This window comes from Pseudomonas putida (assembly GCF_022627325.1).
Lineage (GTDB): Bacteria > Pseudomonadota > Gammaproteobacteria > Pseudomonadales > Pseudomonadaceae > Aquipseudomonas > Aquipseudomonas putida_X.
In genome coordinates this window covers 117,946-137,989 of record NZ_JAETZZ010000005.1, presented here as the reverse complement: position 1 = coordinate 137,989, position 20,044 = coordinate 117,946, and the positions used below count along the sequence as shown (strand labels likewise).

The window sequence follows — 20,044 nt, the reverse complement described above, 5'->3', positions numbered from 1 at the left end:
GGCGGATTGTTCGGCGCGCAGGCGCCCCGGGCGGCCCATTCCGGCGGGCCGACGGTGTGGCAGTTGCAACGGATAGGCGCGGGGCGACGCAGGCGCCGCCCCGCTTGGCTCAATGCTGGTGACAGGCGTCGTTGTGCGCTGCGCGGTCGGCACCACCGAGGATGTTGAACAGCACGTTCAGCACCAAGGCGCTGACCGTGGCCATGGCGATACCACTGTGGGTGATCGGTTCCATCCACTGCGGCATCTGGGCGAAGAACTCCGGACGCACCACCGGGATCAGGCCGAAGCCGACGCTGACCGCAACCAGCAGTTGATTGCGACGGTCGCCGATGTCTGCCTCCTGAAGGATCTTGATCCCGGTGGCGGTGACCATGCCGAACATGGCAATGGACGCACCACCCAGTACTGCAGGCGGGATCGAGGCGATCAGGTAAGCCGCCTTGGGCAGCAGGCTGAGCAGGATCAGCAACGCGCCGGCGACCACGGTGACATAGCGGCAGCGTACGCCGGTCATCTGCACCAGGCCGATGTTCTGGGCGAACGAGGAGTGGGTGAAGGTGTTGAAGAACCCGGCGATGAACGACGCGCCGGCATCGCACAGCAGGCCGCGGCGCAGCATCCCTGGCGTGACTTCACGATCGGTCACCTTGCCCAGGGCGAGGAACATGCCCGTGGACTCGACGAAGATGATCACCACCACAAGGCACATCGACAGGATCGGCGCCAGGCTGAAGGTCGGCATGCCGAAGTGCAGTGGCGTTACCACTTGCAGCCACGGTGCCTGGCTCAGGCCGGACAGGTCGACCATGCCGATGGAGCCGGCCAGGATGTAACCCAGGCCCATGCCTACCAGCACCGACACGTTGACCCAGAAGCCGCGCATGAAGCGGTTGATCAGCAGGATCACGGCCAGCACCAGGCCCGCGACCATCAGGTAGATCGGCGAGCCGAAGGCTTGTGCCTCATGGCCGCCACCGGCCCAGTTGACTGCGACCGGGAACAGCGAGAGCCCGATCGAGGTGATCACGGTACCTGTGACCAGCGGCGGGAAGAAGCGTACGACCTTGGACATGAACGGGGCGATGAGCATGCCGAAGAACCCGGCGGCGATGGTCGCACCGAATATCCCCTGCAGGCCAACGCCAGGCATGCCGGCCATGGCCACCATGCTACCGACGGCAGCGAAACTGGCCCCCATCATCACAGGCATGCGGATCCCCACCGGGCCGATACCGAACGACTGGATGATGGTGGCGACGCCGGCGACCAGCAGGTCGGCGTTGATCAGGAAAGCGACTTCTTCACGGGACAATCCGGCTGCCTGGCCGATGATCAAGGGCACGGCAATCGCGCCTCCGTACATCAGCAGAACGTGTTGCAGGCCTACCAGGATCAGTTGGAACAGGGGCAGAGGTTCTCGCGGTGGCGCCACAGGAATGTACGCCTTGCGTGACTCGGACATGCAGCACCTCGAGTTTTGTTTTTATTCTCGGATCCAAGCGGCAAGCCCCAGGCGGCAAGCTTCAGGAAGAAGCTTGGTGATCCGCGTGGAGCCTGACGCTCGATGCTTGCTTGTTACCTACGACTTACAGCTTGAGGCTTGAAGCGTGCGGCTTCGATCAGTTGACCTGGGCGCCTTTGGCGATCCAGTCACCGACGAGCTTGCGCTCTTCGACGGTCATCTGGGTGATGTTGCCCAGCGGCATGATCTGGCTGGCGACCGCTTGCGCCTGAATGCGCGCGGCCTGAGCCTGGATCTGCTGCGGGGTGTCGAACATCACGCCACCAGGGGCGGTGCTGAACAGCGGGCTGGTCGGTTTCGACGAGTGGCACACGGTGCAGCGTTCCTGGATCACCGTGTGGATCTTGTCGAAGGCGCCGCCGCCGGCCTGAGCAGTCGCCTGGGCTGGGGCTTGAGCCGGTGCGGCAGGGGCTTCGGCCGCCTTGGCAGCGTCCTCGGCGCGCTGCTCGGCAGCGGTCTTGCCGCCCACTGCAGTCGCGGGCAGCGGCTGGTACTCGATCTTCGCCGCGGCCTGCTCTGGATCAACCGCCATCGGTTTCGGGCCGGTGACGTAAGCCAGGCAGATCATCGCCAGGGCACCGGCCGGCAGGGTCCAGGCGTACTTGTTGCTGTCGTGGCGGGTGTTGAAGTAGTGGCGGATCAGTACCGCAGCTACCGCAATGCCGGCCAGGATCAGCCAGTTGTACTGGCTACCGTAGGTGCTCGGGAAGTGGTTGCTGATCATGATGAACAGCACCGGCAGGGTGAAGTAGTTGTTGTGACGCGAACGCAGCAGGCCTTTGGCCGGCAGGCGCGGGTCGGGGGTGGTGTTGCTCTCGATCGCAGCCACCAGCTGGCGCTGGGCCGGCATGATGATGCGGAACACGTTACCGACCATGATGGTGCCGATGATCGCACCCGTGTGCAGGTACGCGCCACGGCCGCTGAACACCAGGCTGAAGCCCCAGCAGGCGGCGATGATCAGGACGAACAGCACGGCGCCAAGCAGTGCCGGGCGTTTGCCCAGTGGCGAATCGCAGAGCAGGTCGTAGATGAACCAGCCGGCCACCAGCGAACCGATACCGATGGCCACACCCTCGGCACCGCTCAGGGTGCTGCCAGGGGCCAGCAGGTACAGGGTCGGGTTCCAGTAGAACACCACGCACAGCAGGGCGATACCGGACATCCAGGTGAAGTAGGCTTCCCATTTGAACCAGTGCAGGTTCTCGGGCATTTTCGGCGGCGCCAGCTTGTACTTCTCAAGGTGGTAGATACCACCGCCGTGGATGGCCCAAAGGTCACCCGACAGCCCGTCACGCGGATTGCTCCGGTTCAGGTTGTTTTCCAGCCAGACGAAGTAGAACGATGCACCGATCCAGGCCACGCCGGTGATCATGTGAACCCAGCGAATGCTCAGGTTCAGCCATTCGTGAAGGTGTGCTTCCACAGTATGTACCTCTGCCGATCACCGAACGATGATCGACCTTTTCTTATTGGTGGGGATTGAGGATCAGCATCTGTTCCTCGGTGAAGTAATGCTCATCGCAGTTGTTGCCGGAACCACTGCGATCAACCACCAGGAAATCATCCCGCTTTTCGATCGTAAGCACCGGGTGGTGCCAAACGCCGCGATGGTAATTGACGCCCTGCCTGCCATTACTGCGGAAGGCACGGACCAAGCCTGATACAGGTGCATCGCCAACGGGCGCGACCACGATCAGAAAGGGGTTGCCGAGCAGCGGGATGAAAGCCTGGCTGCCCAGCGGATGGCGTTCCAGCATGCGCACGGTCAGCGGCATGTCCAGCGCGTCGGCGCGGAAGATGCTGATGATCGCTTTGTCTTCAGGCTCGGCGGTCTCGACCGTGGCGAGCTTGTGGAAGCGCATGGTCGAGCCGTTGTTGATCATGAAGTGGTCACTGCCGTCGGTTTCGATCACGTCACCGAAGGGGGCGAAGGCTTCTTTGGTCAGGGGCTCGATCATCAGGGTGCGCATGCGGTTATCTCTTCTATGTTCGTTGTTCTGGATAAAGCTGTGACGTTGCCGCGCCGGTTACAGCTGCAGCAGACGGAACAGGGCGATCAGGTTGATCTGCGCCAGGGCTTCCTTGAATTCGGCATCGCTGTCGTTGTGGATGCGTTTTTCGAAAGCGGCGAGGATCTGGTGCCGGTTGCTGCCCTTGACGGCCATGATGAACGGGAACTGGAACTTGGCCTTGTAGGCATCGTTCAGCTCGGTGAACCGGGCGAACTCTTCGGCGGTGCACTGGTGGATACCGGCGCCGGCCTGTTCGTTGGTGCTCGATTCGGTCAGTTCGCCCTGGATGGCGGCCTTGCCGGCCAGGTCCGGGTGAGCGTTGATCAGCGCCAACTGGTCGGCGTGGTTGGCACTGAGCAGGATGTCGCTCATGCGCTGGTGCAGCGCTTCGATCTCGTTCAGTTCCTCCAGCTGGCCCAGGTCGTAGGCTTTTTCGGCGACCCACGGCGAATGCTCGTAGATGTCGGCGAAAACCTTGACGAAGGTGTCACGGTCCAGGGTCGATGGCTTGAGGGTCTTGAAGGCGGTCATCAGGCGTTCTCTTTCTTGTACGGGTGGGTGGTGTGCCAGTGGCGGGCGATGTCCGCGCGACGGGCGAACCAGACCTGGTCATGGCTCTTGGCGTAGTCGACGAAACGCTTCAGCGCGGCCAGGCGCGCCGGGCGGCCGACCAGCCGGCAGTGCAGGCCGATGGACAGCATTTTCGGGGCTTCGGCGCCTTCGGCGTACAGCACATCGAAGGCGTCCTTGAGGTACTGGAAGAACTGCTCGCCGCAGTTGAAGCCCTGTACCTGGGTGAAGCGCATGTCATTGGTGTCCAGGGTGTAAGGGATCACCAGGTGCGGCTTGCCGGTCGGGTTGTTGGGTTCCCAGTAGGGCAGGTCGTCATCGTAGGTATCGCTGTCGTAGAGGAAGCCACCTTCCTCCATGACCAGGCGACGGGTATTGGGGCCGGTGCGGCCGGTGTACCAGCCAACCGGGCGCTCGCCGGTCAGTTCGGTAAGGATGCGGATGGCCTCGAGCATGTGCTCGCGCTCCTGGGCTTCATCCATGTTCTGGTAGTCGATCCAGCGGTAGCCGTGGCTGCAGATCTCGTGGCCGGCCTCGACCATGGCGCGGATCACGTCCGGGTGGCGCTGGGCGGCCATGGCCACGGCGAACACGGTCAGCGGTACACCGCTGTCCTTGAACAGCTTGAGCAGGCGCCATACGCCGGCACGGCTGCCGTATTCGTACAGCGACTCCATGCTCATGTTGCGCTGGCCCTGCAGTGGCTGGGCCGCGACCATTTCGGACAGGAAGGCTTCAGACTCTTTGTCGCCGTGCAGGATGTTGCGCTCGCCACCTTCTTCGTAGTTCAGGACGAAAGACAGCGCGATGCGAGCATTGCCCGGCCATTGCGGGTGAGGTGGGTTGTTGCCGTAACCGATCAGGTCGCGAGGGTAGTCAGCGCTCACTGCAGTCTTCCTTCTTGTGCGTTAGTGCGGGGTGTGGGCGGGCCGCGTCGGGATGTCGCACCACCGGATGGGCTGATTGTATACAACTTCTGAAATCATTTGTAAGCCTGTTTTTCCGCATTTCTTCCCATTTGTCGCCTGAGAATCTGTTGCAAGAAACCTGCCTGATTGGTCAGTTAATCAGATTGGCGACGGCACAGCGCTTGATTTTGCGACTATTGACCCGTTTGACCGGGCCTTGGCGGAAGGGCTCAAAAAATTGTGTACAATCTTTCGATGAAATGTCTTAATAACGCTATTCCCGCCCGTCGCAGGTTGTTTGCCGTGCGGATGGCTGTGTATTTTTTGCCCACAGATTGAACAAGAGGCGACAAGCAATGGGACGTTTGACTACACACGTACTGGATGCAGCTCACGGTTGCCCGGGCAGCGCGATCAAGGTCGAGCTGTACCGTGTCGAAGGCCAGCAGCTTGAGCTGGTCAACACCGCCCTGACCAACAGTGACGGCCGCGTGGACGCGCCGCTGCTGCAGGGTGACGATTACCGTACTGGCGTTTACCAGCTGCAGTTCAGTGCTGGCGCCTACTACCGTGCTCGCGGCGTACAACTGCCGGAGCCGGCGTTTCTGGATGTTGTCGTGCTGCGCTTTGGCATCGACGAGAAGCAGGAGCACTACCATGTGCCGCTGCTGATCTCGCCGTATAGCTATTCGACCTATCGTGGGAGCTAGTTGGTCGCTAGAAGAATCTTCGTAGGTCCTTGGCCCGCTCTCACACTGGCGGGCTTTTTTTCGTCTGCTGTTTTGTGTTTTCCCCTGCGCCCTCATCGCCGGCAAGCCGGCTCCCACCTGGATTGCGGCGGCTTTTAGCAATGGGTAAGACCGTTGCTACGACAGGTAAAACGCTGACCTGAAGAACACCGCGGACGGGGTGGGAGCCGGCTTGCCGGCGATGGGCTGCAAAGCAGCCCCCCATAGCGGAGCTGTAATCGCCCGAGCGCGCTCGGTGCGACCCGCGAACATCTGGGTCCGCTTTGCGGCCCATCGCCGGCAAGCCGACAGCACAAAAAGGGCGCCGAAGCGCCCTGATCTGGTGCATGTGTCAATTCAGAGGAACACGAACTTGGCAATGAAGATCGCGCACAGCACCCACAGGCTGGCCGAGATCTCTTTGTACTTGCCAGTACCGGCCTTCAGCGCCACATAGGTGATGAAACCCAGGGCAATACCGTCTGCGACCGAGAAGGTCAGCGGCATCATGATCACCGTGACGATCGCCGGAATGCTGTCGGTGGCTTCATCCCAATGGATGTGCGCCATGCTGCCCATCATCAGCATGGCCACGTAAATCAGTGCACCTGCAGTCGCGTAGGCTGGAATCATCCCGGCCAGCGGTGCGAAGAACATCGCCGCCACGAACAACAGGCCAACCACCACCGCGGTCAGGCCAGTACGGCCGCCTGCGGCAACGCCCGCGGCACTTTCCACATAGCTGGTTACCGGCGGCACGCCCACCACGGCACCGAACACGCTGGACGCGCTGTCCGCCTTCAAGGCCTTCGACAGGCCTTCGATGCGGCCGTCTGGCGCCACCAGGTTGGCCCGCTGGGCGACGCCCATCAAGGTACCGGCGGTGTCGAACATGTGCACGAAGAGGAACGCCAGCACCACGCTGATCATGCTCACGTTGAACACGCCGGCCACGTCCATGGCCATCCAGGTGGGTGCCAGGCTCGGCGGCATCGACATCACCCCGCCAAACTTCACCAGGCCCAGGCCCCAGCCGGCCAAGGTGACGCCGATGATGCTGATCAGGATGGCGCCGAACACGCGCTTGTAGCTGAGGATCGCAATAGACAGGAAGCACAGTGCCGCCAGCAAAGGGCCAGGCTCATGCAGCGAACCCAGCTTGATCAGCGTGGCGGGGCTGTCGACGATGATGCCTGCCGTCTTCAGGCCGATCAGCCCGAGAAACAATCCGACGCCGGCCCCCATGGCATGGCGCAGGCTGACCGGAATACTGTTCAGCAACCATTCGCGCACTTTCGACAAGGTCAGGAACATGAACAGCACGCCTGAGACGAACACCGCGCCCAGAGCCGTTTCCCAGTTGTAGCCCATGGTGCCGACCACGGTGTAGGTGAAGAAGGCGTTGAGCCCCATGCCTGGCGCCAGCCCCACTGGCCAGTTGGCATAAAGGCCCATCAGCAGGCAGCCCAGCGCCGCAGCGATGCAGGTGGCAACGAAGGCTGCGCCGTGATCGATGCCGGCGTCAGCCATGATGTTCGGGTTGACGAAGATGATGTACGCCATGGTGATGAAGGTGGTCACCCCGGCGATCATTTCGGTTTTGACGGTACTGCCGTGTTGCTTGAGTTTGAAAATCCGCTCCAGCCAGCTCGTTTCGAGCGGTGGAGCGAGATCCAGCGTAGGTGCGTCGGATTTGCGGCTTTCCACAGCGATACTCCTCAAGTCTTTCTTGTTGTTCTTGGAGCCAGTGACCTGCGCAATGCACTTGGCGGCTCCGCGAGGGATGGCAGACGTCTGACGCCGCTTTGTTGACTTACGGGTCAAGAAGTTGCCCGATGGATTATGCTTTTGTGTACAAAGAAAGCAAATAATGTTTTATTTTTTGTACGCATCATATGCCGCACATCAGCTATATAGATAAAACCCCACCTGCAGAAACGGCTCAGCTTGTGTACAATGCCGCCATACTTTCCTTCGTGCCTCGAGAGCCCATGAACGAACAGCTGCAACCTCTGAAGAAACCTGCGCGTGCCGGCAAGGCTGGCCGCAGCGGTACCCAGGACGATATCGTCTATGCGCACATCTTCGAGGCGATCCTCGAGCAGCGACTCGCACCGGGCACCAAGTTGAGCGAGGAAGCGCTGGGCGAGATATTCGGCGTCAGCCGCACCATCATCCGCCGTGCCCTGTCGCGCCTTGCCCACGAAAGCGTTGTGCTGCTGCGCCCCAACCGCGGTGCCGTGGTGGCCAGCCCGACGGTCGAAGAAGCCCGTCAGGTGTTCTTCTCGCGGCGCATGGTCGAACGCGCCATCACCGAACTGGCCGTGCAGCACGCCACCGTCGAGCAGCTCAACGAACTGCGGCACATGGTCCGTGAAGAGCGTGACAGCTTCTCGCGTGGTGATCGGGGTGCCGGCATCCGGCTGTCCGGGGAGTTTCACCTGAAGTTGGCCGAGGCGGCCGGCAATGCCCCGCTGGTCAGTTTTCAGCGCAGCCTGGTGTCGCAGACATCGCTGATCATTGCCCAATATGAGAGCGGCAACCGTTCGCACTGCTCTTATGACGAGCACATGCAACTGATCGATGCCATCGAGGCGCGTGATGCCGAGCAGGCGGTCAGCCTGATGATGCATCACATGGACCATATCGACAGCAAGCTCAACCTGGACGAGGAGAGCGCCTCGGACGACCTGCATGCGGTGTTTTCGCACCTGCTGAAAAAGCCCAAGGTCTCGCTGAAGGGTTGATCGTTTGCCTGGCTGAATGAGGGGCCGCTTCGCGGCCTGTCGCCGGCAATCCGGCTCCCGTGAGGTTGTGCGGGGGGCGCCTTGCCGGCGATGGGCGCCAAGCGGCCCTCGTTGTTGCTGGTCATTGTTCAAACGTCTGCTAAATTCTTGTGGGCAAACCTTCATCAAGCAGTTGGGCTTGCGCATCCGTTGCGTTCCACTTCTTGAGGAAAGGTCCATGACCATGTCTCTGGGTAAACGTATGGGTGCCGAGCTGATCGGCACCTTCTGGTTGGTACTCGGCGGCTGCGGCAGTGCGGTAATCGCAGCCAGCTCTCCCCTCGGCATCGGCGTTCTCGGTGTCGCCTTCGCCTTCGGTCTTACCGTCCTGACGATGGCATTCGCCATCGGCCACATCTCCGGTTGCCACCTGAACCCTGCTGTTTCCTTCGGGCTGGTAGTGGGCGGGCGTTTTCCGGCCAAGGAGTTGCTGCCATACGTCATCGCCCAGGTGATCGGTGCGATCTTCGCGGCAGCGGTGATCTACTTCATCGCCAGCGGCAAGGCCGGCTTCGAATTGTCGGCGGGCCTGGCGTCCAATGGCTACGCCGACCACTCGCCAGGCGGTTACTCGCTGGGCGCGGGTTTTGTCAGTGAAGTGGTGATGACGGCGATGTTCCTGGTGGTGATCATGGGCGCAACTGACGCCCGGGCACCGGCGGGCTTTGCCCCCATCGCCATCGGCCTGGCCCTGACGCTGATCCACCTGATCTCGATCCCGGTGACCAATACCTCGGTCAACCCCGCGCGCAGCACGGGGCCGGCGCTGTTCGTCGGTGGCTGGGCCTTGCAGCAACTGTGGCTGTTCTGGCTGGCGCCGCTGATCGGGGCAGCGATCGGCGGCGCACTGTACCGGGGGTTGGCCAAGGCGCCTTAGCGCTGGTGCACGCAGCGGCCGGCGGCGTAGGTTTCGCGCACGGTGCGGTCGTCGCCCAGGGTGGCGAGGACGAACAAGGTCTCTTCGATGCTGCCAGACTGCTGGATACGGTAGTCGAGCAGCGGCGTGGCCTTGTAGTCGAGCACCACGAAGTCGGCATCGTTGCCGGGGCGCAGGCTGCCGATCCGGTCATCCAGGCGCAACGCACGGGCGCCGCCGAGGGTGGCCAGGTACAGCGATTTGTAGGGGTGCAGGCGCGCGCCCTGCAGCTGCATGACCTTGTACGCTTCGTTCAGGGTGCTGAGCAGCGAGAAGCTGGTGCCGGCACCGACGTCGGTGCCCAGGCCTACGTTCACCTTGAAGCGTTCGGCCTGGGGCAAGTTGAACAAGCCACTGCCCAGGAACAGGTTCGAGGTTGGGCAGAAGGCGATTGCCGAGCCGGTTTCGGACAGGCGTTGGCATTCGTCGTCGCACAGGTGCACGCCGTGGGCGAAAATGGAGCGCTCGCCGAGCAGTTCGAAGTGGTCGTAGACGTCCAGGTAACCTTTCTGCTCAGGGAACAGTTCCTTGACCCAGTCGATTTCCTTGAGGTTCTCGGACAGGTGCGTGTGCATGTAGACGCCCGGATGCTCCTTGAGCAACTGCCCGGCAAGCTTCAACTGCTGCGGGGTGCTGGTGGGGGCGAAGCGCGGGGTGACTGCGTAGTGCAGGCGGCCCTTGCCGTGCCAGCGCTCGATCAGCGCTTTGCTGTCGGTGTAGCTGGTTTCGGCGGTGTCGGTCAGGTAGTCGGGCGCGTTGCGGTCCATCATCACCTTGCCGGCGATCATCCGCAGGTCCAGGCGCTCGGCCTCCTCGAACAGTGCATTGACCGACTGCGGGTGCACACTGCCGAACACCAGGGCCGTGGTGGTGCCGTTGCGCAGCAGTTCCTTGAGGAAGATTTTCGCGACGTTGTCGGCGTGATCCTTGTCGGCGAACTGCCTTTCACAGGGGAAGGTATAGGTGTTGAGCCAGTCCAGCAGCTGTTCGCCGTAGGAACCGATCATGCCGGTCTGCGGGTAATGGATGTGGGTGTCGATGAAGCCAGGGGTAATCAGGGCGTCCTGGTAATGCACCACTTCGATGTCGGCATCCAGCGTCGGCAGCAGTTCGCTGGCATGGCCCAGTGCACTGATGCGGCCATCGTCGATCACCAGCAGGCCGTCCTCGTAGTACTCATGGGACGCGTCCAGGCCCACCTCGGCCGGGTCAGCGATGCTGTGCAGGATGGCGGCACGGTAGGCTTTGCGGGTAACGGTCATAACTCACTCGTCAATTGGCTTGGCTGCGCCGGGACGGCGGCAGCAGTTGGGCGATGGGGCCCGCATTGACGCCAGCGTCATGCTGGCCAAAGCAGGCGTTGTAGGTGGCAATGATTTCGCCGGCGATGGACACGGCGATCTCGATCGGCAACTTGCCCTTGACCTCGGCCAGGCCCATCGGGCAGCGCATGCGCGCCATCACGGCCTCGTCGAAGCCGCGCTCGCGCAGGCGGTGCTCGAACTTGACCCGTTTGGTCTTCGAGCCGATCAGGCCGAACCAGGTGAAATCGTTGCGCTTGAGAATGGCGGCGGTCAGCTCCAGGTCGAGCTGATGGTTGTGGGTCATGACGATGCAGTAGCAACCAGGTGGCAGCTCGGCCACTTCGTCGACCGGCTCCTCGCTGACCACCTTGGTCACCCCGTTGGGGATGAGCTCGGGGAATTCCTGTTCTCGCGAATCGATCCAGCGCACCCGGCAGGGCAGGGCGGCGAGCAAGGGTACCAGAGCACGGCCGACATGGCCCGCGCCGAACACGGCGATTTGCGCCTGTACAGCGGTCATGGGCTCGAACAGCAGCACGGTGACGCCGCCACAGCACTGCCCGAGGCTGGCGCCGAGGCTGAAGCGCTCCAGGTGCGGCGTGCTGCGCTGCTCTTCAAGCATCTGCCGAGCGATGTGCAGGGCCTTGTATTCCAGGTGGCCGCCGCCGATGGTGTCGAACAGGCCGCTGGCACTGACGACCATTTTCGAGCCTGCGTTGCGCGGGGTCGAACCGCGTTCCTCGATGATGGTCACCAGCACGCAGGCTTCGCCACGGGACTGGTGGTCGGCGAGGGCGTTGATCCATTGGTGCATGATGCAGTTCCTCATTCCAGGTGGCCTGTTCGAGCCTTGTCGCTGGCAAGCCTGGTGCCCGCAGGTACAGCGCGGGCTTGCCGGCGACAGGGCCCGAACAGGCGCCCACCCAACCTCAGTGTGTGACGGTTTCCCGTTGCGGTTCTGCAGGCTCGGTGGCCGCCACCGCCTTGCGCATCTGCTCGCAGCCCCACAGCACCCGCTCCGGTGTCGCTGGTGCGTCGATGTTCGGTTGCAGGCGGTAACCGGCAATACTGGCCACGGCATCCTTGATCGCACACCAGGCGGCGATGCCGAGCATGAACGGTGGCTCGCCAACAGCCTTGGAGTGGAACACGGTGTCTTCCGGGTTCTTGCGGTTTTCCACCAGCTTTACCCGCAGGTCCAGCGGCATGTCGGCCACGGCCGGGATCTTGTAGCTGGCCGGGCCATTGGTCATCAGCTTGCCCTTGCTGTTCCACACCAGCTCTTCGGTGGTCAGCCAACCCATGCCCTGGATGAAGCCGCCTTCCACCTGGCCAATGTCGATGGCCGGGTTCAGCGAATCGCCGACGTCGTGCAGGATGTCGGCGCGCAGCATCTTGTACTCGCCGGTCAGGGTGTCGACGATCACTTCCACGCAGGCGGCGCCGAAGGCGAAGTAGTAGAACGGCCGGCCGCGTGCCTGGCTGCGGTCGTAGAAGATCTTGGGCGTGCGGTAGAAGCCGGTACTCGACAGGGAGACCTGGGCGAAGTACGCCTGCTGCACCAGTTGTTCGAAGCTGACGATCTGGTCGCGCACGCGCACATGGCCGTTACGGAACTCGACGTCTTCCTCGGTGACCTGATAATGCCGCGCGGCGAACTCGGTCAGGCGCTTTTTGAGAATCTCGGCCGCATTCTGCGCCGCTTTGCCGTTCAGGTCGGCGCCGCTGGAGGCTGCGGTCGGCGAGGTGTTGGGCACCTTGTCGGTGTTGGTGGCGGTAATCTGGATGCGGCTGAAATCAACCTGGAAAATCTGCGCCACGACCTGGGCCACCTTGGTGTTCAGGCCCTGGCCCATCTCGGTGCCGCCGTGGTTCAGGTGGATGCTGCCATCGGTGTAGATGTGGATCAGCGCACCGGCCTGGTTGAGGAAGGTGGCGGTGAACGAGATGCCGAACTTGACCGGGGTCAGCGCCAGGCCCTTCTTGAGGACCGGGCTGTTGGCGTTGAACCGGCGGATCGATTCGCGGCGTTCTGCGTAGTCGCTGCTGGCTTCCAGCTCGGCGGTCATCTCCTCGAGCATGTTGTGCTCGACGGTCTGGTAATAGTGGGTGACGTTGCGCTCGGTCTTGCCGTAGTAGTTGGCCTTGCGCACGGCCAGCGGGTCGCGCCCCAGATGGCGGGCGATGTGGTCCATCACCTGCTCGATGGCAACCATGCCCTGTGGGCCGCCGAAGCCGCGGTAGGCGGTGTTGGAGGCGGTGTTGGTCTTGCAGCGGTGGCCGTGCACGGTGGCATCGCCCAGGTAGTAGGCATTGTCGGAATGGAACATGGCACGGTCGACGATCGAGCCGGAAAGGTCGGGCGAGTAGCCGCAGTTGCCGGCCAGGTCCATGTCGATGCCCTGCAGGCGCCCTTCGTCATCGAAGCCGACGTCGTACTCGACATAGAAGGGGTGGCGTTTGCCGGTCATCATCATGTCTTCGACGCGCGGCAGGCGCATCTTGGTCGGCTGGCCGGTCAGGCGTGCGACCACGGCGCACAGGCAGGCCGGGCTGGCGGCCTGGGTTTCCTTGCCGCCGAAACCGCCGCCCATGCGGCGCATGTCGAGCACCACCTTGTTCATCGGCACGTCCAGCACTTCGGCGACGAGCTTCTGCACTTCGGTAGGGTTTTGCGTGGAGCAGAAGACGATCATGCCGCCGTCTTCGGTGGGCATCACCGAAGAAATCTGCGTCTCCAGGTAGAAATGCTCCTGGCCACCGATATGCAGGGTGCCCTGCAGGCGGTGCGGGGCGCTGGCCAGGGCAGTGGCCGAATCACCACGCTGGTGAGTGTGGCTGTCGAGTACGAAGTGCTTTTTGCGCAGCGCCTCGACCACGTCCAGTACCGGCTCCAGGTCTTCGTATTCGATGATCGCCGCCATGGCGGCACGGCGCGCGGTGTCCAGGTCGCGCGCGGCCACGGCGAGCACCGGCTGGCCGAAGAACTCGACCTTGTCGATGGCCAGCAGCGGGTCACCGGCCACCACCGGGCCAATGTCCTTGAGGCCTGGAATGTCTTCATGGGTGATGGCGATGCGCACGCCTTCGAAGGCATAGCACGGCGTGGTGTCGATGCGCAGGATGCGGGCGTGGGCACGGTCGGCGGTGCGCGCATAGACGTGCAACTGGTTGGGGAATTCCAGGCGGTCGTCGATGTACACCGCTTCGCCTGCCACATGCTTGTCGGCGCTGTCGTGCTTGACGCTGCGGCCGACCCCGGTGGTCAGGTCCTGGCTAAACAGTTCGGCCATCTCGGCCTGGCTCTTGACGGCGTGATGGTTAGACATAGTCGGTCACCCGGGTTTCGATGTGCGGCGTTTGCTGTTCGATGAAGTACTTGCGCAGCAGGTTCTGCGCGGTCAGCAGGCGGTATTCCTTGCTGGCGCGGAAGTCGCTGAGCGGGGTGAAGTCCTCGGCCAGGGCCTGGCAGGCGCGCTCCAGGCTCGCCTGGTTCCACGGCTTGCCGCGAAGGGCAGCTTCACAGGCGCGGGCACGTTTGGGGATCGCGGCCATGCCACCGAAGGCGATGCGTACCCCGCTGACCACGCCGTCTTCGATGCTCAGGTTGAAGGCGCCACACACAGCCGAGATGTCGTCATCCAGGCGCTTGGAGACTTTATAGGCGCGGAAGGCCCAGTCATTGCTGGCGCGCGGTACGATGATCTTCTCGATGAATTCGCTGTCCTGGCGGGCAGTGATGCGGTAGTCGATGAAGTAGTCCTCCAGCGGCATCGTGCGCTGGCGGTCGCCCTGGCGCAGCACGATCTGCGCATCGAGGGCGATCAGCAAGGGCGGTGAGTCGCCAATCGGTGAGGCGTTGCCGATGTTGCCGCCCAGGGTGCCCTGGTTGCGGATCTGCAGCGACGCAAAACGGTGCAGCAAGTCGCCGAAATCAGGGTATTCCTCGTTGAGCGCGCCATAGCAATCGGTCAGCGGTGTGGCAGCGCCGATTTCCAGGTGGCTGGCGGTCTTGTCGATGCGTTTGAGTTCGGCCACGTGGCCGACGTAGATCATCACCGGCAAAGTCTTGTGGAACTGGGTGACCTCCAGCGCCAGGTCGGTGCCACCGGCCAGCAACCGCGCTTCGGGGTGCGAGCTGTAGAGGTCGGCCAAGTCGGCTACGGTCAGCGGCACCAGGCAGCGTTTGTCGCCGCTGTTGAGCTCGCCGGTCTGGGTCGGCTCGATGGCTTTGAGGCGGCTGATGGTCTGGGCCTTCTGCGCGTCGAACTGATCGCGGCACGGCTGGCGGCAGCTCTGTTCGGCGGCATCGAGAATCGGCCGGTAGCCAGTGCAGCGGCACAGGTTGCCCGCCAGCGCTTCCTGGGCCTGATGCAGGTCGTGGCCCTGGCTGTTCTTCTGCAGGGCGAACAACGACATGACGAAGCCTGGGGTACAGAAGCCGCATTGCGAACCATGGCAGTCGGCCATGGCTTGTTGCACGCTGTGCAGTTCGCCCTGGTGCTTGAGGCCCTCGACGCTGATCAGCTGCTTGCCATGCAGCGACGAAACGAAGGTCAGGCAGGAGTTGAGGCTGCGGTAGCGCAGGCTGTCCTGGCCTTGATCATCCTGGGTCAGCTCGCCGACCACCACGGTGCAGGCGCCACAGTCGCCGCTGGCGCAGCCTTCTTTGGTGCCGGGTTTGCCCAGGTGCTCACGCAGGTACTGCAGCACCGTCATGTTCGGGTCCAGGGCGTGCTCGCTGCGCAGCTCCTGGTTGACGAGAAACTGGATCACGGGGATGGCCTCGCAATGGTTTTATTGTTGTTGAGCGGACAATAAGCAGAGCTGACACGCTGGTCAATAATTTTCTGACTTAAGGGTCAAGAAATTCTCCACACGAAGGTCTGGCCGCCCAGCCTGCCGATATATAAAGCATAGATCGGGCCGCCTTTACCGTTGCCTGGCAGCACAAATAAAGGCTGTCGCCCCTCTGCGCGACGGCTGGCCAAGTGCGCTACAATCGCCCACTTGTGCCCAGTTCAATGATTTCGAAGGAAAACCATGACGTTCAAGGCGCCGGACAGCCTCTCCGAGCAGATCGCCGACTACCTGGCCGAACGCATCATCCGCGGCGAGCTCGCGCCGGGTGAGCGCATCCAGGAGCAGAAGGTCACCCAGGCGCTGAATGTCAGCCGCGGCTCGGTGCGTGAAGCGTTGCTGATCCTCGAACGTCGCCATCTGGTTGCGATCCTGCCGCGCCGCGGCGCTCATGTGACTCGGCTCGACGAACGCAGTGTGCGCAGCCTGTGTGCCCTCATGGGCGAGTTCTACATCCTGCTGGGTAATGCCGTTGCTCAGAAATGGCGCCTCGATGCGGACCTGCGCCCGTTTCTGGACATCCAGCAACGCCTGCAGCAGGCCCGTGAACGGGGTGACATCAAAGCCTTCGTCGCCGACAGTTTTGCTGTAATGCGCGCCGCCTATCCGTTCGCCGACAATCCTTACCTGCAGGAAACCGTCGAAAACCTGCAGCCGGCCATGAGCCGAGCCTATTACCTGGCCCTCGATCAGCGCCAAGCCAACATGCTCGATTACCTTGACCTGTTCGCCCACCTGCTAGACGCCGTGGTGGCCCGTGAACTGCCGCGCATCCGCGAGGTACTCACCGCCTATTGCCAGCGCAGTTGCGACCTGGTGCTGGCGGCGCTGGCCCGAGGCTGACCGATGCGGCTGAAGTGCATTCGCCTGGCTGGGTTCAAGTCGTTCGTTGACCCGACCACCGTCAACTTCCCCAGCAACATGGCCGCCGTGGTCGGCCCCAATGGTTGCGGCAAGTCCAACATCATCGATGCGGTGCGCTGGGTGATGGGCGAAAGCTCGGCGAAGAACCTGCGCGGTGAGTCGATGACCGATGTCATCTTCAACGGCTCCACCAGCCGCAAGCCGGTCAGCCAGGCCAGCATCGAGCTGGTCTTCGACAACAGCGAGACCACGCTGCTGGGCGAATATGCCGCCTATGCGGAAATCTCCATCCGCCGCAAGGTCACCCGTGACGGGCAGAACACCTATTACCTGAACGGCACCAAATGCCGCCGCCGCGACATCACCGACATCTTCCTCGGCACTGGCCTGGGCCCGCGCAGCTACTCGATCATCGAACAGGGCATGATCTCCAAGCTGATCGAGGCCAAGCCCGAGGAGCTGCGCAACTTCATCGAGGAGGCGGCGGGCATCTCCAAGTACAAGGAGCGCCGCCGCGAGACCGAAAGCCGCATCCGCCGCACCCAGGAGAACCTGGCGCGCCTGACCGACCTGCGCGATGAGCTTGAGCGCCAGCTCGAACGCCTGCACCGCCAGGCGCAGGCCGCGGAGAAATACCGTGAGTACAAGGCGCAGGAGCGTCAGCTCAAAGCGCGTCTGGCGGCGCTGCGCTGGCGTGATCTGGATGAGCGCGTACGCCAGCGCGAGTCGGTGATCGGCGATCAGGATGTGGCCCATGAGGCGCTGGTGGCCGAACAGCGCAACGCCGATGCGAGCATCGAGCGGCTGCGTGACGGCCATCATGAGCTGTCCGAGCGCTTCAACCAGGTGCAGGGCCGCTTCTATTCGGTGGCCGGCGACATCGCCCGGGTCGAGCAGAGCATTCAGCATGGGCAGCAGCGCCTGCGCCAATTGCAGGATGACCTGAAGGAAGCCGAGCGCACGCGCCAGGAAACCGAGTCACACCTTGGGCATGACCGCACCCTGCTGGCGACCCTCGGTGAAGAGCTGGCGATGCTCGAACCGGAGCAGGAAATGACCCTGGCGGCAGCCGAAGAGGCTGCCGCCACCCTCGAAGAGGCCGAACTGGGCATGCACGGCTGGCAGGAGCAGTGGGACAGCTTCAACACCCGCTCTGCCGAGCCGCGGCGCCAGGCCGAAGTGCAGCAGTCGCGCCTGCAGCAACTGGAAGCCAGCCTGGAGCGCTTGGCCGAGCGCCAGCGCAAGTTGGGTGAGGAACGCGACCAGTTGGGCGCTGACCCGCAGGAAAGCGCCATGCTGGAGCTGTCCGAGCAGTTGGCTGCCAGCGAGATGCTGCTTGAAGAGCTGCAGTTGTCCGAAGAACAGGTGGTCGAGCGCCTGGAGGGCCTACGCGCGCAATTGCAGCAGGCGACCCAGGCTCAGCAGCAACAGCAAGGCGACTTGCAGCGTCTGGGCGGCCGCCTGGCATCCCTGGAGGCGTTGCAGCAAGCTGCGCTCGAACCCGGTGCAGGAGCTGCCGACTGGTTGCGCGAGCAAGGGCTGGAGCAGCGGCCACGCCTGGCGCAAGGGCTGCGTGTGGAGCCGGGTTGGGAGCTGGCGGTGGAAACCGTATTGGGCGCTGACCTGCAAGCGGTGCTGGTGGACGGCTTCAACGGCTTGGATTTTGCCGGGCTGGAGCAAGGCGAGTTGCGTCTGTTGGTGGCGGGGCAGGACGGTGCGCGCCGGCCCGGCAGCTTGCTCGACAAGGTCGAGGGGCACACCGACCTGGCCCCTTGGCTGGCCCAGGTGCGGCCAGTCGAAGACCTGGCTCAAGCCCTCGCTGAGCGCGCCGGCCTTGACGAAGGCCAGAGCCTGGTCAGCCGCGACGGCTACTGGGTTGGGCGGCATTTTCTGCGCGTCAGCCGCGGCAGCGAAGCCCAGGGTGGGGTGCTGGCGCGGGCGCAGGAAATCGAGCGCCTCGGCCATGAGCAGCTGGAGCTGGAAGCTACGCTGGAGCACACGGAGCAGCAGCTGCAAGCCTTGCGTGAGCAGCAACTGGGCCTGGAAGAGCAGCGCGAGCAGCTGCGCCGGCGCACCCAGGAAGAAAGCCGCCAGCATGGCGAGTTCAAGGCCAGCCTGTCGGCAGGCCGGGCCCGTGCCGAACAGGTCGAGCTGCGTCGGCGCCGGCTGCAGGAAGAATTGAGCGAGCTTCAGGAGCAGCGCGCCCTGGAGCAAGAGCAGCTGGGCGAAGCCCGCCTGGTGCTGCAGGAGGCCCTGGACCTGATGGCCCAGGACACCGAGCAACGCGAACAGTTGATGGCCCGCCGCGATACCTTGCGCGAAGGCCTTGACCGGGTCCGCCAGGAAGCTCGCCAGCACAAGGATCATGCCCACCAGTTGGCTGTGCGCCTGGGTTCGCTGCGCGCCCAGCACGACTCGACCCGCCAGGCACTGGAGCGCCTGGAGCTACAGGCGGCCCGCCTGAGTGAGCGGCAGGAGCAGTTGAGCCTGAACCTGGAAGAGGGCGAGGCGCCGCTGGAAGAGCTGCGCCTGAAGCTGGAAGAACTGCTTGAGCGGCGCATGAGCGTCGACGAAGAAATGCGCCAGGCGCGCCTGCACATGGACGACGCCGATCGCGCCCTGCGCGACGCCGAAAAGCGCCGCACCCAGGCCGAGCAGCAGGCGCAGTTGCTGCGCGGCCAGCTCGAGCAGCTGCGCCTGGAGTGCCAGGGGCTGGATGTACGACGCAAGACCTTACAGGAGCAATTGTTGGCCGACGGCTACGACCTCCAGGGTGTGCTTGCCACTGTCGAGGCCGAGGCCAGCGAACAGGGCACCGAGCAGGAGCTGGAGCAGATCGACGCCCGTATTCAGCGCCTGGGCGCGATCAACCTGGCTGCGATCGAGGAGTACGAACAGCAATCCGAGCGCAAGCGCTACCTCGATGCCCAGGACGCCGATCTGGTCGAGGCGCTGGAGACCCTGGAAAACGTCATCCGCAAGATCGACAAGGAAACCCGCACCCGCTTCAAGGATACCTTTGATCAGATAAATGCCGGATTACAGGCACTTTTCCCAAAAGTTTTCGGTGGTGGCAGCGCTTATCTGGAACTGACGGGCGAAGATTTACTCGATACAGGGGTGACGATTATGGCGCGCCCGCCTGGCAAGAAGAACAGCACCATCCATCTGCTGTCCGGCGGCGAGAAGGCACTGACCGCATTGGCGCTGGTGTTTGCCATTTTCAAGCTGAACCCCGCACCGTTCTGCATGCTCGACGAGGTCGATGCGCCGCTGGACGATGCCAACGTCGGCCGGTATGCCCGGTTGGTCAAGGAGATGAGTGAAAGCGTGCAGTTCATCTACATCACGCATAACAAGATTGCCATGGAGATGGCGGATCAATTGATGGGGGTGACCATGCACGAGCCTGGGTGTTCACGTCTCGTTGCAGTGGATGTGGAGGAGGCACTGGCCATGGTCGACGCCTGATGAGCCAAGAGAAGGCGGAATGTGCAGGTAAATGCCCCCGCCATGTGCGACAGACGGTGTAAAGTTGTCTTTGGTCGTGCTAGCTTAATGTCACTCG

General features: G+C 63.0%; 15 protein-coding genes. 5 read left to right on the top strand and 10 right to left on the bottom strand.

The genetic code is table 11. The features are described from left to right. Positions 1–109 precede the first annotated feature (109 nt). The 5 genes from JNA92_RS09935 to puuE all read right to left on the bottom strand — a co-directional run bounded on the left by JNA92_RS09935 (position 110) and on the right by puuE (position 4,997). A complete protein-coding gene (locus JNA92_RS09935; RefSeq protein ID WP_241804521.1) occupies positions 110–1,465 on the bottom strand; it encodes a nucleobase:cation symporter-2 family protein in 1,356 nt (451 codons plus the stop codon). A gap of 157 nt (positions 1,466–1,622) precedes the next feature. Then, positions 1,623–2,951 carry a urate hydroxylase PuuD gene (locus JNA92_RS09930; protein ID WP_241804520.1) on the bottom strand — a complete coding sequence of 443 codons (1,329 nt, stop codon included), beginning with the start codon at positions 2,949–2,951 and terminating at the stop codon, positions 1,623–1,625. A 43-nt stretch (positions 2,952–2,994) separates the two neighbouring features. Beyond that, complete coding sequence (locus JNA92_RS09925) at positions 2,995–3,498, bottom strand: ureidoglycolate lyase (RefSeq protein WP_012315446.1); 504 nt, start codon at positions 3,496–3,498, stop codon at positions 2,995–2,997. Between the two features lie 57 nt (positions 3,499–3,555). Continuing rightward, on the bottom strand, positions 3,556–4,071 hold the full coding sequence (gene uraD, locus JNA92_RS09920; protein ID WP_241804519.1) for a 2-oxo-4-hydroxy-4-carboxy-5-ureidoimidazoline decarboxylase: 516 nt from the start codon (positions 4,069–4,071) through the stop codon (positions 3,556–3,558). After that, positions 4,071–4,997 (bottom strand): allantoinase PuuE, encoded by a 927-nt coding sequence (gene puuE / locus JNA92_RS09915; RefSeq protein ID WP_027592956.1) that lies wholly within the window; start codon positions 4,995–4,997, stop codon positions 4,071–4,073. The genes uraD and puuE overlap by 1 nt, the downstream gene beginning before the upstream one ends. 377 nt (positions 4,998–5,374) lie before the next feature. Here puuE and uraH point away from each other — a divergent pair, with 377 nt between their 5' ends. Continuing rightward, the gene (gene uraH, locus JNA92_RS09910; protein WP_012315443.1) at positions 5,375–5,728 is read left to right on the top strand and encodes a hydroxyisourate hydrolase; all 354 of its coding nucleotides are present in this window, start codon (positions 5,375–5,377) and stop codon (positions 5,726–5,728) included. A gap of 375 nt (positions 5,729–6,103) precedes the next feature. Here uraH and JNA92_RS09905 read toward each other — a convergent pair whose 3' ends face one another. Continuing rightward, on the bottom strand, positions 6,104–7,453 hold the full coding sequence (locus tag JNA92_RS09905; protein WP_372490345.1) for an NCS2 family permease: 1,350 nt from the start codon (positions 7,451–7,453) through the stop codon (positions 6,104–6,106). Between the two features lie 284 nt (positions 7,454–7,737). On the opposite strand from JNA92_RS09905, the gene JNA92_RS09900 reads away from it, so the two are divergent. Both JNA92_RS09900 and aqpZ read left to right on the top strand, forming a co-directional pair. Next, positions 7,738–8,493: a GntR family transcriptional regulator gene (locus JNA92_RS09900; protein ID WP_241804518.1), complete on the top strand. Its 756-nt coding sequence runs from the start codon at positions 7,738–7,740 to the stop codon at positions 8,491–8,493. A gap of 217 nt (positions 8,494–8,710) precedes the next feature. Further along, positions 8,711–9,409: an aquaporin Z gene (gene aqpZ, locus JNA92_RS09895; RefSeq protein WP_241804517.1), complete on the top strand. Its 699-nt coding sequence runs from the start codon at positions 8,711–8,713 to the stop codon at positions 9,407–9,409. Here aqpZ and guaD read toward each other — a convergent pair. The 4 genes from guaD to xdhA form a co-directional block, all read right to left on the bottom strand. Next, positions 9,406–10,710 (bottom strand): guanine deaminase, encoded by a 1,305-nt coding sequence (guaD, locus tag JNA92_RS09890; RefSeq protein ID WP_241804516.1) that lies wholly within the window; start codon positions 10,708–10,710, stop codon positions 9,406–9,408. The genes aqpZ and guaD overlap by 4 nt on opposite strands. 10 nt (positions 10,711–10,720) lie before the next feature. Then, complete coding sequence (gene xdhC / locus JNA92_RS09885; RefSeq protein ID WP_241804515.1) at positions 10,721–11,566, bottom strand: xanthine dehydrogenase accessory protein XdhC; 846 nt, start codon at positions 11,564–11,566, stop codon at positions 10,721–10,723. Between the two features lie 115 nt (positions 11,567–11,681). After that, entirely contained in the window at positions 11,682–14,081 is a 2,400-nt protein-coding gene (xdhB, locus tag JNA92_RS09880) for a xanthine dehydrogenase molybdopterin binding subunit (RefSeq protein ID WP_241804514.1), read from the bottom strand. Next, positions 14,074–15,528, bottom strand: a complete 1,455-nt coding sequence (gene xdhA / locus JNA92_RS09875) for a xanthine dehydrogenase small subunit (RefSeq protein ID WP_241804513.1) — start codon at positions 15,526–15,528, stop codon at positions 14,074–14,076. The genes xdhB and xdhA overlap by 8 nt, the downstream gene beginning before the upstream one ends. 267 nt (positions 15,529–15,795) lie before the next feature. Here xdhA and JNA92_RS09870 point away from each other — a divergent pair, with 267 nt between their 5' ends. Both JNA92_RS09870 and smc read left to right on the top strand, forming a co-directional pair. Beyond that, a complete protein-coding gene (locus JNA92_RS09870; RefSeq protein ID WP_241804512.1) occupies positions 15,796–16,455 on the top strand; it encodes a GntR family transcriptional regulator in 660 nt (219 codons plus the stop codon). Positions 16,456–16,458: 3 nt separating this feature from the next. Beyond that, entirely contained in the window at positions 16,459–19,947 is a 3,489-nt protein-coding gene (smc, locus tag JNA92_RS09865) for a chromosome segregation protein SMC (protein ID WP_241804511.1), read from the top strand. Positions 19,948–20,044: the final 97 nt, after the last annotated feature.

What these genes read in the sequence shown, in the direction of transcription:
- JNA92_RS09935 (WP_241804521.1), bottom strand. Translation starts at nt 1,465, where the DNA reads ATGTCCGAGTCACGCAAGGCGTACATTCCTGTGGCGCCACCGCGAGAA.
- JNA92_RS09925 (WP_012315446.1), bottom strand. Translation starts at nt 3,498, where the DNA reads ATGCGCACCCTGATGATCGAGCCCCTGACCAAAGAAGCCTTCGCCCCC.
- uraD (WP_241804519.1), bottom strand. Translation starts at nt 4,071, where the DNA reads ATGACCGCCTTCAAGACCCTCAAGCCATCGACCCTGGACCGTGACACC.
- uraH (WP_012315443.1), top strand. Translation starts at nt 5,375, where the DNA reads ATGGGACGTTTGACTACACACGTACTGGATGCAGCTCACGGTTGCCCG.
- JNA92_RS09900 (WP_241804518.1), top strand. Translation starts at nt 7,738, where the DNA reads ATGAACGAACAGCTGCAACCTCTGAAGAAACCTGCGCGTGCCGGCAAG.
- aqpZ (WP_241804517.1), top strand. Translation starts at nt 8,711, where the DNA reads ATGACCATGTCTCTGGGTAAACGTATGGGTGCCGAGCTGATCGGCACC.
- guaD (WP_241804516.1), bottom strand. Translation starts at nt 10,710, where the DNA reads ATGACCGTTACCCGCAAAGCCTACCGTGCCGCCATCCTGCACAGCATC.
- xdhC (WP_241804515.1), bottom strand. Translation starts at nt 11,566, where the DNA reads ATGCACCAATGGATCAACGCCCTCGCCGACCACCAGTCCCGTGGCGAA.
- xdhB (WP_241804514.1), bottom strand. Translation starts at nt 14,081, where the DNA reads ATGTCTAACCATCACGCCGTCAAGAGCCAGGCCGAGATGGCCGAACTG.
- JNA92_RS09870 (WP_241804512.1), top strand. Translation starts at nt 15,796, where the DNA reads ATGACGTTCAAGGCGCCGGACAGCCTCTCCGAGCAGATCGCCGACTAC.
- smc (WP_241804511.1), top strand. Translation starts at nt 16,459, where the DNA reads ATGCGGCTGAAGTGCATTCGCCTGGCTGGGTTCAAGTCGTTCGTTGAC.